The sequence below is a fragment of the Sorangium sp. So ce836 genome, from assembly GCF_028553905.1.
Taxonomy (GTDB): domain Bacteria; phylum Myxococcota_A; class Polyangia; order Polyangiales; family Polyangiaceae; genus Sorangium; species Sorangium cellulosum_D.
Map to the genome: position 1 here is coordinate 304,516 of NZ_CP102233.1, position 14,566 is coordinate 319,081.

Here is a 14,566-nt window from a genome sequence, read left to right on the forward strand (position 1 = left end):
CTCGCGGAGGAGGCCGAGACGTTCTGTCTGGCCGTCGTCACCGGCCTCGTGCTGGAGCTCGCCTACGACAGATCCGGCCTGTTCGTCGCGATCTGGCGGGCCGGGCTATGGTGGCGGGAGGTCGAGATCGGGAGGGGTGATGCCTTGCCTCGCGAACCTGCGGCAGGCGGGGAGCCTAGCATCCACGTACGCCCACAGCGGAACGGCCCTGATGATGCTCACTGGGAGCACGGCGGCCGGGCGCTCTCCCCCCTGCGAGAGCACGGGAGGCCAAGGCACCGGAAGCGGGCTCCTCTTGACACGGAGCGAGATATCCGCTGGCCTCGAAGAGCGGGGTGGCCCTGGGGCTAGCTGGAGCGGCAATCAGAGGTCCGTATTGCTGAGGAGGGAACCACATCGTGCCGTTGGTCGAGAGTCGTCTATCGCCGTCGGTCGTCCGCACACTCTCCTTGCGTCGTTTGACGTGGGAACGCGCGGCACAGAAGAAACTTGACATTCTTGGTCGCCTGCGGTCACGGCTGGCGATAGATCTGTCGAACTACCGTGAAACCACTATCGAATCATCTTTCGGTGAGCGCATATTTGCAGAATTGTTTGGCTACACGACGCTATTTTCGTCAGCGGGCTCGAATTTTGAGATCTATCCGAAGCGCTACGCCGGACGAGACGCACAAGGACGAAAGCACTACGACGATTTTTCCATCGGAGTCTTCGATGGCGATCACTCGCGCGTCGTCGTAACGGTTGAGCTCAAAGGACCCAAGACCGACCTGGACAAGGCACAGGGAAAACCGGGCGACAAGAAATACGAAGGTAAGTCGCCTGCCGAGCAAGCAATAGCAACCGCGGAGCTTTTCGGGGAATGCAAATGGATCGTCGTCTCTAACTTCTCTGAGATTCGACTATACAAGAGCGGCGACAACGACTGGAGCGCGCGAGCCTTTCTAGAACATGTACGAAACCGAGACGATCTGGCCATCTTACTTGCGCACTTTGACCGACGTGCACTTATCGGTGTGAATAGCCAGAAACGGAGAAATGGTAACGGCGTCGAAGGGGAACTTCTCATGGTTATCGACAAGGATCATCCCGCGCAACCCATCGCACTACCCATCGGTGGCCACCGCCTCCTGCTCAGGAGCGGTCCGTCCTGCGCTGACCCTAAACCGCTCTTTCAGGTCGAATCCGCTATACGCGACGCACTCAAGGCAACCCAAGACGAGCTTAGAAGGTTTCTTATAAATGACCTTGGCGACTCGATCGACGTGGGTAAGATCAGGTTACGCGCATACGACGGCTGGCTCTCGGCGGAAGGCGAATCGAGAACAAACGACGTGGCCATCAAGTTGGCCGTGAGCCGATATCTAGAAATTATCGCGTCTTTCGCGCTTCCAGGTCGCGAGATACGGTTAAAACCTAGCGGCGTAGGCATCCCCGCGCCTGAGACCATGCACCTCGCCGCCGCACAGTTATTCTTTATGCTACTTCAGGAAGTCGTTCCACGCGCAGCAGGTGCACTAAACGTCGGAGACCAGGCTGCGGGGCTCCAGATTGAAGGCGAACTGTTGGACGCGCAAGGACTTGGGTGGAACGACATACAACTCGAGGGCGACCAGCCCACAAACCACCACGGTATTCCAAAGAGCCACGGAGATGCGGTGCGTGCGGGTCCGTTCGGGCTAACAGGCAAGCACGCGATCAAGGATCTTGCTGTTAAGATCATGCAGGAGCTGGGCGTTCATTTTCGCAGCGATGCGGGCGGGCTCTTACTGGACTATAATAAAATCCAGTCGATGTTTAAGAAGCTCCAATGATTCGCTATCTGGCATGGATCTATCCCAGGGTTATGGGGAGCGAGTGCGGCACTCGCTCGCGGACCGATACTTGATCGTCAAGTGGACCTGCGGCGCCGCCATTCGAGCCCTGCAGCCAGGCGCCTGCGGCCTGAAGGCCGCAGCGAGAACGGGTCCCGACAGGCAACCGTAGGCTCCGGGCGATCGTATTCACCCGCGCGCCCTCGCCGGTCTGCCGGTAGGGTGGCGTCTAGCGCAACCGACGCCAGCGCTTCAGATCGTACGCGAGGTGCTTGCGACCGAGGCGAAGCCGTGAGAACACCGTCCCGATCGGCAGCCCGAGGCTCCGGGCGACCTGGCTCACCTGCTCGCCCTCACCGACGAGGATGAGCACCCGGCGTTCCCTGGGCTCCACCAGCCAGAGCAGTTCTAGGAGGGCGCGCGTCTCAACCTCCCTGTGAGGCGACGGCACCCAGCCGGCGACGTAAGCCAGGGGCCGAGGGACGGCGAGTTCCCGGCGGCGGGAGGCCTTCTCGTGGTATCTCCCGGCCTGGTGCACGGCGATCCCGAGCAGCCAGCGCTGGAGGATGCGCCTCGGATGCAGCCTGGGGTCCGGCCGGTAGCGACCCTCGCGGGCGGCCACGACGGCGCCAATGAGGCACTCCTGGAGCACGTCGTCGCGATCGCGCGCGGGCATGCCGCACCGGGCGAGGATGGCGCGCATCATGCCGCTCTCGGCGATGATCGCCTCGGGCGGGATCTGGGTCGACGGCGGTTTTGTCGGCGGTGGGCGGGCGCTTGGCCCCCTCCGCCGCTTGCTCACCCAGCCCACTCGCGTTCAGCCGGGCCGGCGGGCCTCGAGGAGCCACCTGGAACAGCGGGCGACCAAGGGCGAGCGATGGACAAGTCGATTCCTTGGCCCCATCCCCCGGTATCCGGAGTCCCTGCGCACTCTCACAGCATTATCGAGGACGAGGACGGATGTTCAAAACGTAATCGGTACTGATCGGAACGCCGTTGCGCTGCACGGGGCGGACTCGACGGTTTGACAGCGCGGCAAGCTCCTCTTCGTCGACCTTCCTGTCGCCGCTCGACCGGACGACTCGGCAGTGCGTGAGCTTCCCTTCTACCGTCACCTTGCACTTCGCGATGATCAGTTGACCGTGCGCGGGCCCTCTCGGCTCGGTGGATGTCGTCCCAGCGCCACCGCACGAGGTGCAGAGGAGTGCAACAGCCGCTACCACGAAGGCATACAGCATTCTGCGGAGTACATCTTGCAGATTCCGGCGCGCGACGCAACACCGCTCACGGCGACGACCACTCGTGCCCCTCGTCTGACCCGGAGCGGTGTGCGCCCCGGGGCTCGATCAACGCCTGGAACAGCGCAGAGAGACCTCCCTGCGCACGGTGAAGGGCCTCGGGCCGGCCTACCCGCGGCAGCTGGGGGCATGGCCCGGCCGATCGCCGGTTGCGTCGCGCCGCTGCTCTCTGCTGGCAGCACCACGAGGTCTGATAGAGTGCGCCCGTGATCAGCGACTCCATCGAGCTCCACGCCGGGCCGTTCACACCTTCGGACCTGCCCGTCGTCTCGTTCCGCGGGCGTGAGGCGCTCTCCGAGCTGTTCTCGTTTCAGCTCGTCGTGCAGGCGGCCCCCGAGCTCGAGGGCCGCGACGCCGAACTGCTCGGTCGCCTCGCTGCCTTCATCCTGCGCGACGGCCGCGGTGCCGAACGCCGCATCGAGGCGCTCGTCGACCAGGTGCGCGCCGACGCCACGTTCACCCCGCGAACCGGTCCAACCTGGCACATCCGTCTCGTCCCGCCGCTTGCGCTGCTTCGGCGTCGGACCACGAGCCGCATCTTCCAGGACGAGACCGTGCCGCAGATCCTTCAGCACGTCCTGGCCGCGGCTTCTCTCCCGGTCGAGCTCCGCCTCTCGCGGAGGTACGCGCTTCGGAGCTACTGCGTGCAGTACCGGGAGAGCGACCTCGCGTTCGTGCGGCGGCTCGCCGCCGAGGAAGGCATCGCCTTGTGCTTCGCGGACGCGCCGGCCGGGGTTCCAGGCAGCGTGGCCCGCGCGCCGGTGATCTTCCTGGATGACCCGGCGCACTACCCAGCGGCGTTCAGCGACGGGCCAGGTGTGCTCGTCCTCCGTCCTGAGGAGGGCCTGACACCCACGGGGCTCGAGATCGTCTCCTTCGGCGTGCAGCGATCGCTCAAGCCCAGCTCCGTGCATCTCAGGGACTACGACTTCCGCCGGCCGAACCTGGTCCTGAGCGAGCGGGCCGGCAACGTCGCGAGCGGCCAGCCTGTGCTGGGCGTGTACCAGCACCACGCCGACTACGACACCCCCGAGGTCACGCCAGACCGCGCGCGGGTGTTCCTGGAGCAAACCCAGCGCCGATCGGTCGAGGGCAGCGGTGAGAGCTGGGTTTGCGCGCTCGCGCCCGGGCGCCGCTTCGAGCTCAGCGCCGAGGCATCTCCCGGGATCGAGGGAGCCTACGCCGCGACGCGCGTCGTGCACGAGGGGCACACCCCCGAGCTGTCCGGGCGCCCCGCGGAGCGCACCTACCGCAACCGCTTCGAGTGCGTCCCGGCAACGGCGCTGCTCCGGCCGCGTGCGCCGGCGCGCAAGCCGAGGCAGGTTCTCGAGACGGCGGTGGTCACCGGGCCGGAGGGGCACGAGGTGCACACCGACGAGCATGCGCGCGTGAGGGTGCAGTTCCACTGGGACCTGCTTGGACAGCGCAACGAGAAGAGCTCGGCCTGGTTACGTGTCGCTCAGAGCTGGGCGGGAGCGTCGTTCGGCTCGCAGTTCATCCCGCGCGTGGGCATGGAGGTGCTGGTCGGTTTCCTCGGCGGGGACACGGACTGCCCGGTGGTGCTCGGATGCCTGTACAACGCGACGCATCCGCCGCCGTTCACGCTGCCGGCGGACAAGCTGAAGAGCGGCCTGCGAACCCAGAGCTCGCCAGGCGCGGGCGGGGCGAACGAGCTGTCCTTCGACGATCGCGCGGGCGAGGAGCGCATCAGCCTCTTCGCGGAGCGCAACCTCGAGGAGGTGGTTCAGCACGACCACTCCACGATGGTCGGTCACGATCGGCGGATCACGGTGCAGGGCGACCGCACCGTCGTCGTGGGCCGGGACCAGACGACCTCGGTGCAGGGAAGCCGCACCGAGAGCGCCGCCGGGTCGGCGATCGAACGGATCGGCCAGAACCGGCTACTCGCGGTGCAGGGGTCGCAGCACGTCGCGGTCGATGGCGACTCGAGCTGCGTCGTGGGGAGGGATCTGGACGTCGCGATCAAGGGCCGCCTGGGCGCAACGGTCGGCACCGAAGAAGACGAGGCCGTCGCGACGCTCGACGTGCATGGAGACGGCGCGGTGGCGACCACGGGGAGCGTGCGGGTCAAGGCCACCCGATCGCTTCGGCTCTCGTGTGGGGCGAGCACCATCAAGCTGACGCCGGACGAGATCAAGCTGGACGCCAAGGCCATCACCATCCTGGGCGGCGGCTCGGTCTCACTCGTCGGTAAGGGGCCGGCGCTGTACCTGACGGACAAGGCCCTCATTGACGCCAACGCCGTCACCATCAAGACGCCGCAGTCGTTCCTGAAGCTGGACGAGGACGCGAGCCTACAGGGCAAGCTGGTGAAGCTGAACTGCGATGCGGTGGACGACGGCGAGGAGCCCAAGCAGGAGAAGGAGCCGCTGAAATCCTTCCGCGTCCGGGTCGCGGACGTCTACGAGAAGCCGTACGCCCGCAAGAAGTACCGGCTGATGGTCGACGGCGTGAAGTACGAGGGCCAGACGACCGACGACGGGATGGTCGAGCAGGACCTGCCGCCGACGGCGGAGACGGGCGAGCTCGTGGTGTGGATCAAGGAGCCGGACAAGGAACCGACGCTGACGTGGCGGCTGAAGCTCAGCGACCTGCCGCCGATGGATACGCCGCATGGCATCCGGGTGCGGTTGAAGAACCTGGGCTACTACCGGATCACCGAGGGGCAGACCGAGGGGGCGGAGATCGAGGCGCTCAAGGCGTTCCAGCGGGACCAAGGGCTCGACCCCACCGGCGCCCTCGACGAGGAGACGCGCGGCCGGATCGAGGCAGCGCACGGGCACTGACGGGAGGAGAGCGGACCGATGGCAGCGCGCAGCGTACTTTGCAACCTGGTGAACCAAACCGGCGAGCCGCTCACGTTCGTCGACCCTCCCCAGCTCGAGCACGGCATCCTCACCCCGGGACAGGAGCCGCCGCGCTCCTGCGCGGGGACCGCGGTTTGGTCGGCCGAGTCCGACGGCTTCATGACCGGGACGGAGGGCCGGGTGACCTACCGGGGCCCGAGCGGGTCGGTCACGCTGTACTGGAACAATCCCTTCATCGGCGGCAACGACTACGGCGCCACGCCGGGCGGGGACTACTTCCTGGTGAAGCTGCAGGGCCCGAAGGTGGGGAGCAACGTGACCGCCACCTACGTGGTGGACCGCAAGAACAAGCCGGCGCCTGCGCCGTCACCCGAGACGCCCGCAGCCGCTCAGGCCGCGCCCGCGCAGGCACGGCCGATTGCAGCGGCACCCGAGCAGCCCGGTAAGGATAGCCATGTCCCGAAGCTCGGCGGCCAGCTCACGGTCGTCAGCCCGAAGGACTGGCTGGTCGACATCGCCTGGCAGGCCGTCAACGGCATCGAGTGGAGCCCACTCATCCTCGAGATCACCGAAAACCGGCACGGTAGCCAGAGCGGCGCTGAATGCCCGAAGACGCTTCCCACCTTCCCGGGTGTGAAGGAGGGCGGAACGTGTCGGCTACTGCATGATAATCTTGCAAAAAAGCGGACCGAGCGAGAGGCGGCCTACAGCGCTGAGGCGACGCGACTGAAAGGCACGGGGATGGATGCTTCCGCCGCAGAGCAGGAGGCCCGAAAGAAGTACCCCTTGCTGTACAATGACTTCCACAGCTGGTGCGGCGATTTCGTGACATGGGTGTTCTGGAAAGCCTGGGTCCTGCGAGGCATGCCCGAGGACAAGATCACGAAGGCGGAGCTTGGGAAGTTCCTCAATCGGGAGTCCATCAACGGAACGTGGCGATCGGGTGAGAACCTGAACATGGTGGAGGCCTACGCGAAGAGGTCTTCTACCGGCCTCCTCGTGTGGCACCCTCCCGGAGATGGCTACGTACCCAAGCCGGGAGATATCTTCATGGCCGACCGCGCGTCCGGAGGACATATATCTATAGTCGCATCGTACGAGCGCGAGCCTCCCGACGCGCAGCCGAAGCGAGGGTTCGACACGTTCCTAACGCTTGACGGGAAGTCGTTCGATCTGGACAGGGAGAGCGGTTGGGTAGCCACGCTGGAGAAGCTCAGGAAGGAAGGGCAGAAAATCGAAATTCCCAAGGGCAAGTGGCAAGGTGTCGCTCAGACAAGGCGCAAGACCAACGAAAAGAAGGATCCGCTGCGAGGCTTCATCGATACCTCGAAACTGCGCGAGGCCCTCGGATACCGTTGAATGCGAGGAATTTCGCTATGCGTTCACTCAAGTCCACGGTCCTCGTTCTGCTCGGCCTCCTGACCTGTGCGGTTGCTCCACTGGCGTGCCGACCCGGGGGTGCGCCTGCGCCCTCGGCCCCGGCCTCCAGCAGCCCCGCACCGCGCCCGCCGGGCGCGATAGACGTCGCCGAGCCTCCCTCCCCGGAGGGATCCCTGTACAAGGTCATGGACCTCCAAGTCACGGCGGCCGATCTCTGGCGTCTGCGAGGCGGAGCGATCCTCCTCGAGAGCGATCGCGCTCTCTTCGCTCTGATCCAGGGCGATGCGGTCCAGGTGCTTCCGGCGATGGGCCGAGGTTTACCGCCAGAGGACGGCACCGATGATCGGGGATCCGTCCAGATGATCACGGGACGCTGGCCCGATAGTGTATGGCTGGTGTGGCGAGATTACGACACCTCGAGCGCCGCAGACAACCTGTGGTACGAACGCCTGTTTCGGTACCGAGGCGATCATTGGGAGCGGATACACGAGACGAAGCATGACCAGAGCTCCAACACCCTGTACCGCGGCCTCTGGGAGCAACCGGAAGGCTGCCTCGTTGGTCTGCTCGCGGACGATCGAAGCGAGAACAACGCCTGGCAAGCGCAGACGGAAGCCCTCGACTGTGCCCCGCGGCCATCTCCGACCTTATCATTCAAGGCGGCAAAACAGACGGAGTATGGGATCGCCGCCGCGCTCGGGTTCGCTTCGGGACACGTCGCCGTGCTCGAACAATACACAAAGATGAAGGAAGGCGAGCCGAAACCTCTCCGCCTGGTGCTGTCCCAGCCTGGTCCGCCCAATCGGACGGAGATCGCGCTTCCGCTCCCGCCGGAGATCGCGCACGACAGACGAAGCTTCAAGCTCCTCGACAGCAAGCTGCTCGGTAAAGCCCCGTCCGAGCTCTACCTTGTCGGGAACTACGACCTCGGAGCACTTACGATACCCCTGCTCCTGCGCTTTGACGGGACGTCGTTCGCACCGCTTCCGTCATCGCCGGTTGCATACATCGGAGACGCCGACCTGGCAGAGGATGGATCGCTGGTGCTGCTGGGCAGTCCGCCGAAAGACAACCCTAAAGGGCGCTCCATCTGGATCCTACCGCGAGGCGGCGCCTGGAGGGAGAGGCCCATGCCGGTCGATCGCCAAGTGGGTGAGCCTTACCGACCCTGGAGCATCGCCGCTCGCTCGAACGATGACGTCTGGGTCGTGGGCTACCACGAGAACAACGAGAGGAAGAATCGCCGGCTCGCCCTCTTCCACAGCCGCCGCCCGGCTCCCGCTGGCCGTAGCGGAGGCGCGGCAGTGCCGTAGGGGCGAAGGATAGCTCGGAGGAACCATGCGATCGCGACCACCGAAGCCAGGCAAACCCGCCGCCAAGCAAGGCGATAAGGTCGTCGGCATCGACACGCACATGGTGATGGTGCCTTCGCCCGGCGGGCCGGTGCCCACGCCGACGCCCACGCCGTTCAGCGGGGAGCTATCCGGCGAGCTGAGCGCAAACGTCCTCGTCGACGGCAAGCCGGCGGCAGTCCAGGGGAGCACCGCGACGAACACGCCCGCCCACGTACCCGCGGGAGGCACGTTCCAGCGGCCGCCGTCGAACCAGGCCCGTGTCCATGCGGGCAGCAAGACGGTGCTCATCAACAACAAGCCCGCCGCGCACCTCGGCGATCCGGCGCTGACCTGCAACGACCCGGCCGACGCGCCGAACGGCAGCGTGATCGCCTCCGGGACTGTGCTGGTGGGCGACTAGGGCCAGGGGATGGGGGCAGCCACGAACATCGCAGCGGAGGCGCAGGAGGCGCGCGCAGGGATCTCGCTGGCGCAGTATGCGGCCGTCAGGGCGGCGGTGGCGGAGGGGTTCCCGCTCGCGGACGTGCTCGCCGTCGAGGGGCTGGCGCCGCGTGCGTTCGCGCGGGCTGATCTTGCATGGAAGCGGCGGCTGGTCGCCGAACCGGAGCTGCTCGCGACGTACGAGCGGGAGCTGGCGCACGCGGAGGACTGGCTCGACCGACTGGTCGAACCGCTCGCGGAGAACGCGGCGGCCTGGGCGGGCTTCCTTGCCGCCTTCGAGGCGCATCCGGCACCGTTCGAGCTGCTGCAGGAGAACGACCTCGGCATGAACGACGTCGCGCGGCTCCGCCGCCGCTGGGCGCGGCGCGCCGAGGAGGACGCGAAGCTCGGCGAGCTCCTCGTGGAGCTTCGTGCGAAACCTGCGGAGCTCGGGCCGCTCCGCGTCGGCCCCCGTGTGCTGAGGCCGTCGAGGGGGGCCGATGCTGGGGTACCGGCGAAGGCGCCCACCGACGAGCCTACCGCGACGGTGACATCCAGCGAGCCCGGGTTGGGTCTGGCCGAGTACGCCGCCCTGTGTGCCGAGCTCGAGGCACTACCCGAGCAGCGTGAGCGGGTGCTGCGACGCCACGGCCTGACGGATGAGGAGACGCGCGTCGCGCTGGAGCGACGGTGGCAGGCCGTACTGGAGCGTGATGCGGCGCTGGCCAAGGACTTCGAGCGGCTTCAAGCACATCACGCACGTCGGCTGGAGATGCTCCTCGCGCGTGCACGGGATGTCGCCAATGTCGAGGGCTCGATCGCACCACTCTCCGCCTTATCGGCGCCATCCGCGCTGCCTTCTGGCGAGGCAGTGGCCCCGGACGCGCTGCGGGGCACGGGGCCCCTGCTGGCTGCCCCCCGAGGCGCAGTGGTCCCCTTCATACCCGCGCAAGGCGAGTTCGCGGTCGAGACGGCCGAGCCGAAGTCTCCGCGCGGTGCTGAGCCGCTCGCCGGCACGGCGCCGCTCCCCGATATTCCGCAGCGGGCAGCGCTGCCATTTCCGCAGACCAGCGCGTCGGCGCCGGCGAAGCCCCCGCCCCCTGTGGTCGCGGAGACCGGGCCGCTCCTGGACGTCCCCCGCGGCCCAGCTCTGCCGTTCAGGGCCGGAGCATCGGGGCCCACGCCGACAGCCCAGCTGCAGCGGCCAAGAGCGCCCTGGGAGCTTGCGGAGACGTCGCCGGTGCAGGCTCTCCCGCAAGGCGCGGCGGTCCCCTTTGCCGCGACCGCTCCCGCGAGTCCTGCCGGAGCTCCGGCATCACGGAGACCCGCTCCGCAAGCTCCGGCGCAGCTCGGAGAGACGTCCCTGAGGCTCGAAATCCCCCGTGAACTGCTGAGGCAAACCGCACGCGGGCAGGATGCCGTGACCGGAGCTACCTCCCAGAGTTCCACGATGGCGCCGTCTCCCTCGCCGTCAAGCGAAGGGTGGCGAGAGCGGTCCAGCGTCCTCGCCGAGCCGCTCGAGATCGTCCTGCCGCTCGCCCAGTACGCCGCGCTCTGTGCCGAGCTGGCCTTGTTCCCTGACGCGGCCGAGAAGATCTTCCAGCGATACGGTCTAGGCTCCGCCGAGAAGCGGTCAGCGGTCGATACAGCCTGGAAGGAGCGGCTCCATGAGCATCCGACGGAGTACGCGCGATGGCAGGAGATGTATCGCCGCTGCCATGCGCACTTCGCGAAGCGGGGTACGCCCGCGGGGTGAGCCGCCTCGATCTCGCCTTCGATCCCGCAGGGGACGTCTCCGTCGCCAGGAACCGGCGCCGAGTGCCGAGCGGAGGGTAGTGGTCGCGTCGTCATGAAGCGCGACCCACCCCGACCCAACTGCGACCAGCGTTCGCGGCGGAGTCGAGACAGGCCGTCCCGATGTAGCCGCTCCGCAGACCGCGTCTTTCCCCTGGCCAGCTTCGGTTGCACGCTACGCGACGTCCGATGAGGGGCGTGCCCTCGCCGAGCGAAGAGGAGCGTGCGATGCCAGGAAGCAGAGAGCTGGTGCAGCTGCGTGCGGAGCTGTCGAGGTATCGTGAGAAGAAGAGCCGTGGGAAGTACCCGAGCGAGCTGCGAGACCGAGCCGAGGCGTACGCCAGGGAGCGTTCCCGGGCGGGGGCGACGCCGGCCGAGATCGCCACGGAGCTCGGTGTCCACAAGATGACTGCCGACCGATGGGTGGCTGGCGGTGAGCGCGCAGATGATGGTGCGTTGCCAGCGACCACCAAGGCGGCTCAGCATGTTCCGTTCCTACCCGTCGTGGTGCGCCCGGAGCGCCGAGAGGCGCCGCCTTTGCGGCTCAACGTCGCATTTACCGATGGGACGCGGATGCAGGTATGTGGGATAGGCGCGCGCGACCTCGTGGAAGCGATCGAGGCGTTGCGGAGGGGGCAGTGACCCCCGCGACGATAGCCGTGTATCTGGCCGTCGGTCCAGTGGACTTGCGTGGCGCGTTCGACCGGCTCGCCGCGATCACCCGGCAGGTGCTGTGCCTGGACCCAGCCAGCGGCGCGCTATTCTTGTTCTTCAACAAGAGGCGCAACCGACTGAAGGCACTTTGGTGGGACCGCAACGGGTATACAATTCTATACAAGCGTTTCTCGAAGGGTGCATTTGCTCTGCCCTCGTTCACCGAGGCTGACGGCAAGTGTATCGAGCTGTCAGCACAGGACTTCGCGCAGCTGCTCGCTGGTCTACCCGTGGAAGAGCTGGCAAGCCGCCGCCGGCTGGTCCACTGAGGCGTCTGCGCCGGCGCTCGTCCACCACGCTGCCGGCGCCAGCGCGGCCCGATGGCGGCCGGCTCAGCCTGATACGGAGCCGGCTCAGCCTGATGCGGAGATGGAGCAGGGCGCGAGTTGCATCCTCCCGAAGACCTCGCGAGAGCGCGGCGTCGAGGGCGCACCATGTTTGCCCCGCGTTCCCATTTTCAACAAAGGATTCTCATCAAAAACAGCCAAAAGTGCCTGCGTAAGGTACTTGCCAGGAGCCAGCGGAGGGGGCATCCATGGCGCGCCTTGACACGACCCGGTGAGACCGAGCTCCCGCAGGCGGCGGAGACAGAGCGCCTTGACGGCACGGCGCTCGTGCTCGGCTATCTTCAGGCCAGGGGACAAGGACAGGGGAGCCCCGCCGACCCCGCGTCGGTGGTCGACGCGCTGCTCCGGCGGGTGCAGGAGCTCGAGGCGAAGCTGGCCGAGCTTTCGACGGCGGAGCAACAGGCCCAAGAGCTCGCTCGCTCTGTCGAGTCGCTCAAGGCGTACAATCAACAGCTGCAGGAGACGATTCGGACGTTGGAGATCGGGTTCCGGCGCCACGTCTCCGAGCAGATCTCGCCTGACCAGCTGCGGCTTTCGCTGGCCGGCGAGCCAGACGCCTGTCCGGCTCAAGCTTCGTCGCAGGCCGAGACCCACAGCGCCTCGCCTGAGGCGGATCGGAGCGACGGCAGCATCCCGCCGCCGGGCCTCGCGAGCCCGGCGGAGCGTGGGGGGACCGCAGAGTCCTGCTCCAGCTCGGATCCCGGAGGTGGCAAGCGAGTTCAGCGCCACGAGCACGGGCGCCGTCGCATCGGTGTCATCCCGAGGGTGATCATCGAGACGCTGCCGCCGGAGGTGCTGCTCCAAGGTATGGTCCTCCCCCGCTTCCGTCGACACCCCCGACGGCACCAGGAGGCAGGGATGGGACGGAGAAAGAGGAGGGCGTTCACGCCCGAGTTCAAGGCGGAGGCGGTACGGCTGGCGAAGGCGAGCGACCGGAGCATCGGCCAGGTGGCGAAGGACCTCGACCTGACCGAGACGGCGCTGCGCGACTGGATCAAGCGCGCGGACACCGACGCGGGCCACGGCCCGCCGGGGGCGCTGACGACGCCGGAGCGTGAGGAACTGCAGCGGCTGCGCCGCGACGTGAAGCGGCTGGAGATGGAGCGCGAGATCTTAAAAAAACGGGCATGCGCAGGGGCGCACCCGCGAAGCATGAAAGCCGGTAGACTGCGGGCGCGGATCGCGTCGGGCCAAGGTCGACGCTTACTGGTGTCGTGAGCCCGAAAAAAAACGGACCCGAGCGTCGCATCAGGCACCCCGAATTGTTGCCGTCTCCGCAAGGAGCGAGCACGCCAGGTAAAATCGCCCTTCGCGACGCTCCCCGGCGCCTTTCGCGCTGGAGGTCAAGATGGAGGTCCTGTACGCCCGCTGCTGCGGGCTCGACGTGCACAAGGAGACCGTCGTTGCATGCGTCCGGATCCAGGAGCCCCGAGGCCGCGCAAAGACGACGGTGCGTTCGTTCGGCGCGACCACGGCCGAACTCCTCGAGCTACACCAGTGGCTCACCGAGCAGGGCTGCACGCACGTGGCGATGGAGTCGACGAGCGTCTACTGGAAGCCGGTCTTCAACCTGCTCGAGGGCAGCTTCGAGGTGCTGCTCGCCAACGCGCGGCACATCAAGGCCGTCCCGGGCCGGAAGACCGACGTCAAGGACTGCGAGTGGATCGCCGACCTGCTCGCGCACGGACTCATCCGGGCGAGCTTCATCCCGCCCGCCCCGATCCGGGAGCTGCGGGACATCACACGGCATCGCAAGAGCCTGATCCGTGACAAGGCCACCCTGGCCAACCGCGTGGGCAAGCTGCTGGAGACCGCCAACATCAAGCTGAGCAACGTCGTCTCCGACGTGCTTGGCGTGTCCGGCCGCGCGATGCTCGCGGCGCTCATCGCCGGCGAGCGCGATCCGAAGAAGCTTGCGGCGCTCGCCCGGGGCCGGCTCATCCCCAAGGCCGAGCAGCTTGCCGAGGCGCTGCGCGGTGGATTCTCGAGCCATCACGCGTTCTTGCTGGAGCAGCTCTTGAAGCAGATCGACCATCTCGCCGAGCTGATCGCCGCATGCGACGCCAGGGTCGTCGACCTGTGCCAAGCGCACCGCGAGCCGCTGCAACGGCTCCGGACCATCCCCGGCGTCGCGCAGCGGACGGCCGAGGTCCTGCTGTCGGAGATCGGGCTCGACATGACGCGCTTCCCGACCGCGGGTCACCTCGCCTCCTGGGCGCGGATGTGCCCAGGCAACAACGAGAGCGCGGGGAAACGACGCAGTGGCGCGACCGGCACCGGCAACAACTGGCTGCGCACCACGCTGCTGGAGTCGGCGTGGGCTGCCTCACGATCACGCAAGACGTACCTCGGCGCGCAGTACCGCCGGATCGCGCGCCGCCGTGGGCCCAAACGAGCGGCGACCGCGGTGGCGCACAGCATCCTGGTCATCGCGTTTTACGTTCTGCGCGACGGCGTGGAGTACCGGGATCTCGGGCCAGACTATTTCGACCGCGCCAATGCGGCCAAGCTCACCAAGTACCACCTCCGGCGCCTGGCCGAGCTGGGGTACGAGCTGCCCCAGCCTCGTGCCCAGCCCGGAGCGTAGGCTTTCTAGGTAAAGCGGCGGCCTTCTTC

12 protein-coding genes are annotated in these 14,566 nt (G+C 67.0%); 10 read left to right on the forward strand and 2 right to left on the reverse strand.

Features of this window, described 5'->3' with window-relative positions:
* Positions 1-398: 398 nt before the first annotated feature.
* Positions 399-1,814: a hypothetical protein gene (locus NQZ70_RS01205; protein ID WP_129572572.1), complete on the forward strand. Its 1,416-nt coding sequence runs from the start codon at positions 399-401 to the stop codon at positions 1,812-1,814.
* Between the two features lie 229 nt (positions 1,815-2,043).
* Here NQZ70_RS01205 and NQZ70_RS01210 read toward each other — a convergent pair whose 3' ends face one another.
* Both NQZ70_RS01210 and NQZ70_RS53220 read right to left on the reverse strand, forming a co-directional pair.
* Positions 2,044-2,520 (reverse strand): RNA polymerase sigma factor, encoded by a 477-nt coding sequence (locus NQZ70_RS01210; protein ID WP_129572573.1) that lies wholly within the window; start codon positions 2,518-2,520, stop codon positions 2,044-2,046.
* 235 nt (positions 2,521-2,755) lie between these two features.
* Positions 2,756-3,052, reverse strand: a complete 297-nt coding sequence (locus tag NQZ70_RS53220; protein ID WP_129572574.1) for a TonB family protein — start codon at positions 3,050-3,052, stop codon at positions 2,756-2,758.
* 266 nt (positions 3,053-3,318) lie between these two features.
* Here NQZ70_RS53220 and tssI point away from each other — a divergent pair, with 266 nt between their 5' ends.
* The 9 genes from tssI (at position 3,319) to NQZ70_RS01255 (ending at position 14,537) form a co-directional block, all read left to right on the forward strand.
* On the forward strand, positions 3,319-5,919 hold the full coding sequence (gene tssI, locus NQZ70_RS01215; RefSeq protein WP_129572575.1) for a type VI secretion system tip protein TssI/VgrG: 2,601 nt from the start codon (positions 3,319-3,321) through the stop codon (positions 5,917-5,919).
* An 18-nt stretch (positions 5,920-5,937) separates the two neighbouring features.
* On the forward strand, positions 5,938-7,299 hold the full coding sequence (locus tag NQZ70_RS01220; RefSeq protein ID WP_129572576.1) for a hypothetical protein: 1,362 nt from the start codon (positions 5,938-5,940) through the stop codon (positions 7,297-7,299).
* Between the two features lie 206 nt (positions 7,300-7,505).
* Positions 7,506-8,633 carry a hypothetical protein gene (locus NQZ70_RS01225; protein ID WP_129572577.1) on the forward strand — a complete coding sequence of 376 codons (1,128 nt, stop codon included), beginning with the start codon at positions 7,506-7,508 and terminating at the stop codon, positions 8,631-8,633.
* A gap of 25 nt (positions 8,634-8,658) precedes the next feature.
* Complete coding sequence (locus tag NQZ70_RS01230; protein ID WP_129572578.1) at positions 8,659-9,075, forward strand: PAAR domain-containing protein; 417 nt, start codon at positions 8,659-8,661, stop codon at positions 9,073-9,075.
* Positions 9,076-9,084: 9 nt separating this feature from the next.
* Complete coding sequence (locus NQZ70_RS01235) at positions 9,085-10,851, forward strand: hypothetical protein (RefSeq protein WP_129572579.1); 1,767 nt, start codon at positions 9,085-9,087, stop codon at positions 10,849-10,851.
* 266 nt (positions 10,852-11,117) lie between these two features.
* On the forward strand, positions 11,118-11,531 hold the full coding sequence (locus tag NQZ70_RS01240; protein ID WP_129572580.1) for a helix-turn-helix domain-containing protein: 414 nt from the start codon (positions 11,118-11,120) through the stop codon (positions 11,529-11,531).
* Positions 11,471-11,872: an IS66 family insertion sequence element accessory protein TnpB gene (gene tnpB / locus NQZ70_RS01245; RefSeq protein WP_129572581.1), complete on the forward strand. Its 402-nt coding sequence runs from the start codon at positions 11,471-11,473 to the stop codon at positions 11,870-11,872. The genes NQZ70_RS01240 and tnpB overlap by 61 nt, the downstream gene beginning before the upstream one ends.
* Positions 11,873-12,148: 276 nt before the next feature.
* Entirely contained in the window at positions 12,149-13,168 is a 1,020-nt protein-coding gene (locus tag NQZ70_RS01250; protein ID WP_165373743.1) for a transposase, read from the forward strand.
* Between the two features lie 130 nt (positions 13,169-13,298).
* Complete coding sequence (locus NQZ70_RS01255; RefSeq protein ID WP_129572563.1) at positions 13,299-14,537, forward strand: IS110 family transposase; 1,239 nt, start codon at positions 13,299-13,301, stop codon at positions 14,535-14,537.
* Positions 14,538-14,566: the final 29 nt, after the last annotated feature.

Coding starts and splice junctions, on each gene's coding strand:
- NQZ70_RS01210 (WP_129572573.1), bottom strand. CDS start 2,520: ATGATGCGCGCCATCCTCGCCCGGTGCGGCATGCCCGCGCGCGATCGC.
- tnpB (WP_129572581.1), top strand. CDS start 11,471: ATGTGGGATAGGCGCGCGCGACCTCGTGGAAGCGATCGAGGCGTTGCG.
- NQZ70_RS01255 (WP_129572563.1), top strand. CDS start 13,299: ATGGAGGTCCTGTACGCCCGCTGCTGCGGGCTCGACGTGCACAAGGAG.
- NQZ70_RS01235 (WP_129572579.1), top strand. CDS start 9,085: ATGGGGGCAGCCACGAACATCGCAGCGGAGGCGCAGGAGGCGCGCGCA.
- NQZ70_RS01220 (WP_129572576.1), top strand. CDS start 5,938: ATGGCAGCGCGCAGCGTACTTTGCAACCTGGTGAACCAAACCGGCGAG.
- NQZ70_RS53220 (WP_129572574.1), bottom strand. CDS start 3,052: ATGCTGTATGCCTTCGTGGTAGCGGCTGTTGCACTCCTCTGCACCTCG.
- NQZ70_RS01225 (WP_129572577.1), top strand. CDS start 7,506: ATGGACCTCCAAGTCACGGCGGCCGATCTCTGGCGTCTGCGAGGCGGA.
- NQZ70_RS01230 (WP_129572578.1), top strand. CDS start 8,659: ATGCGATCGCGACCACCGAAGCCAGGCAAACCCGCCGCCAAGCAAGGC.
- NQZ70_RS01240 (WP_129572580.1), top strand. CDS start 11,118: ATGCCAGGAAGCAGAGAGCTGGTGCAGCTGCGTGCGGAGCTGTCGAGG.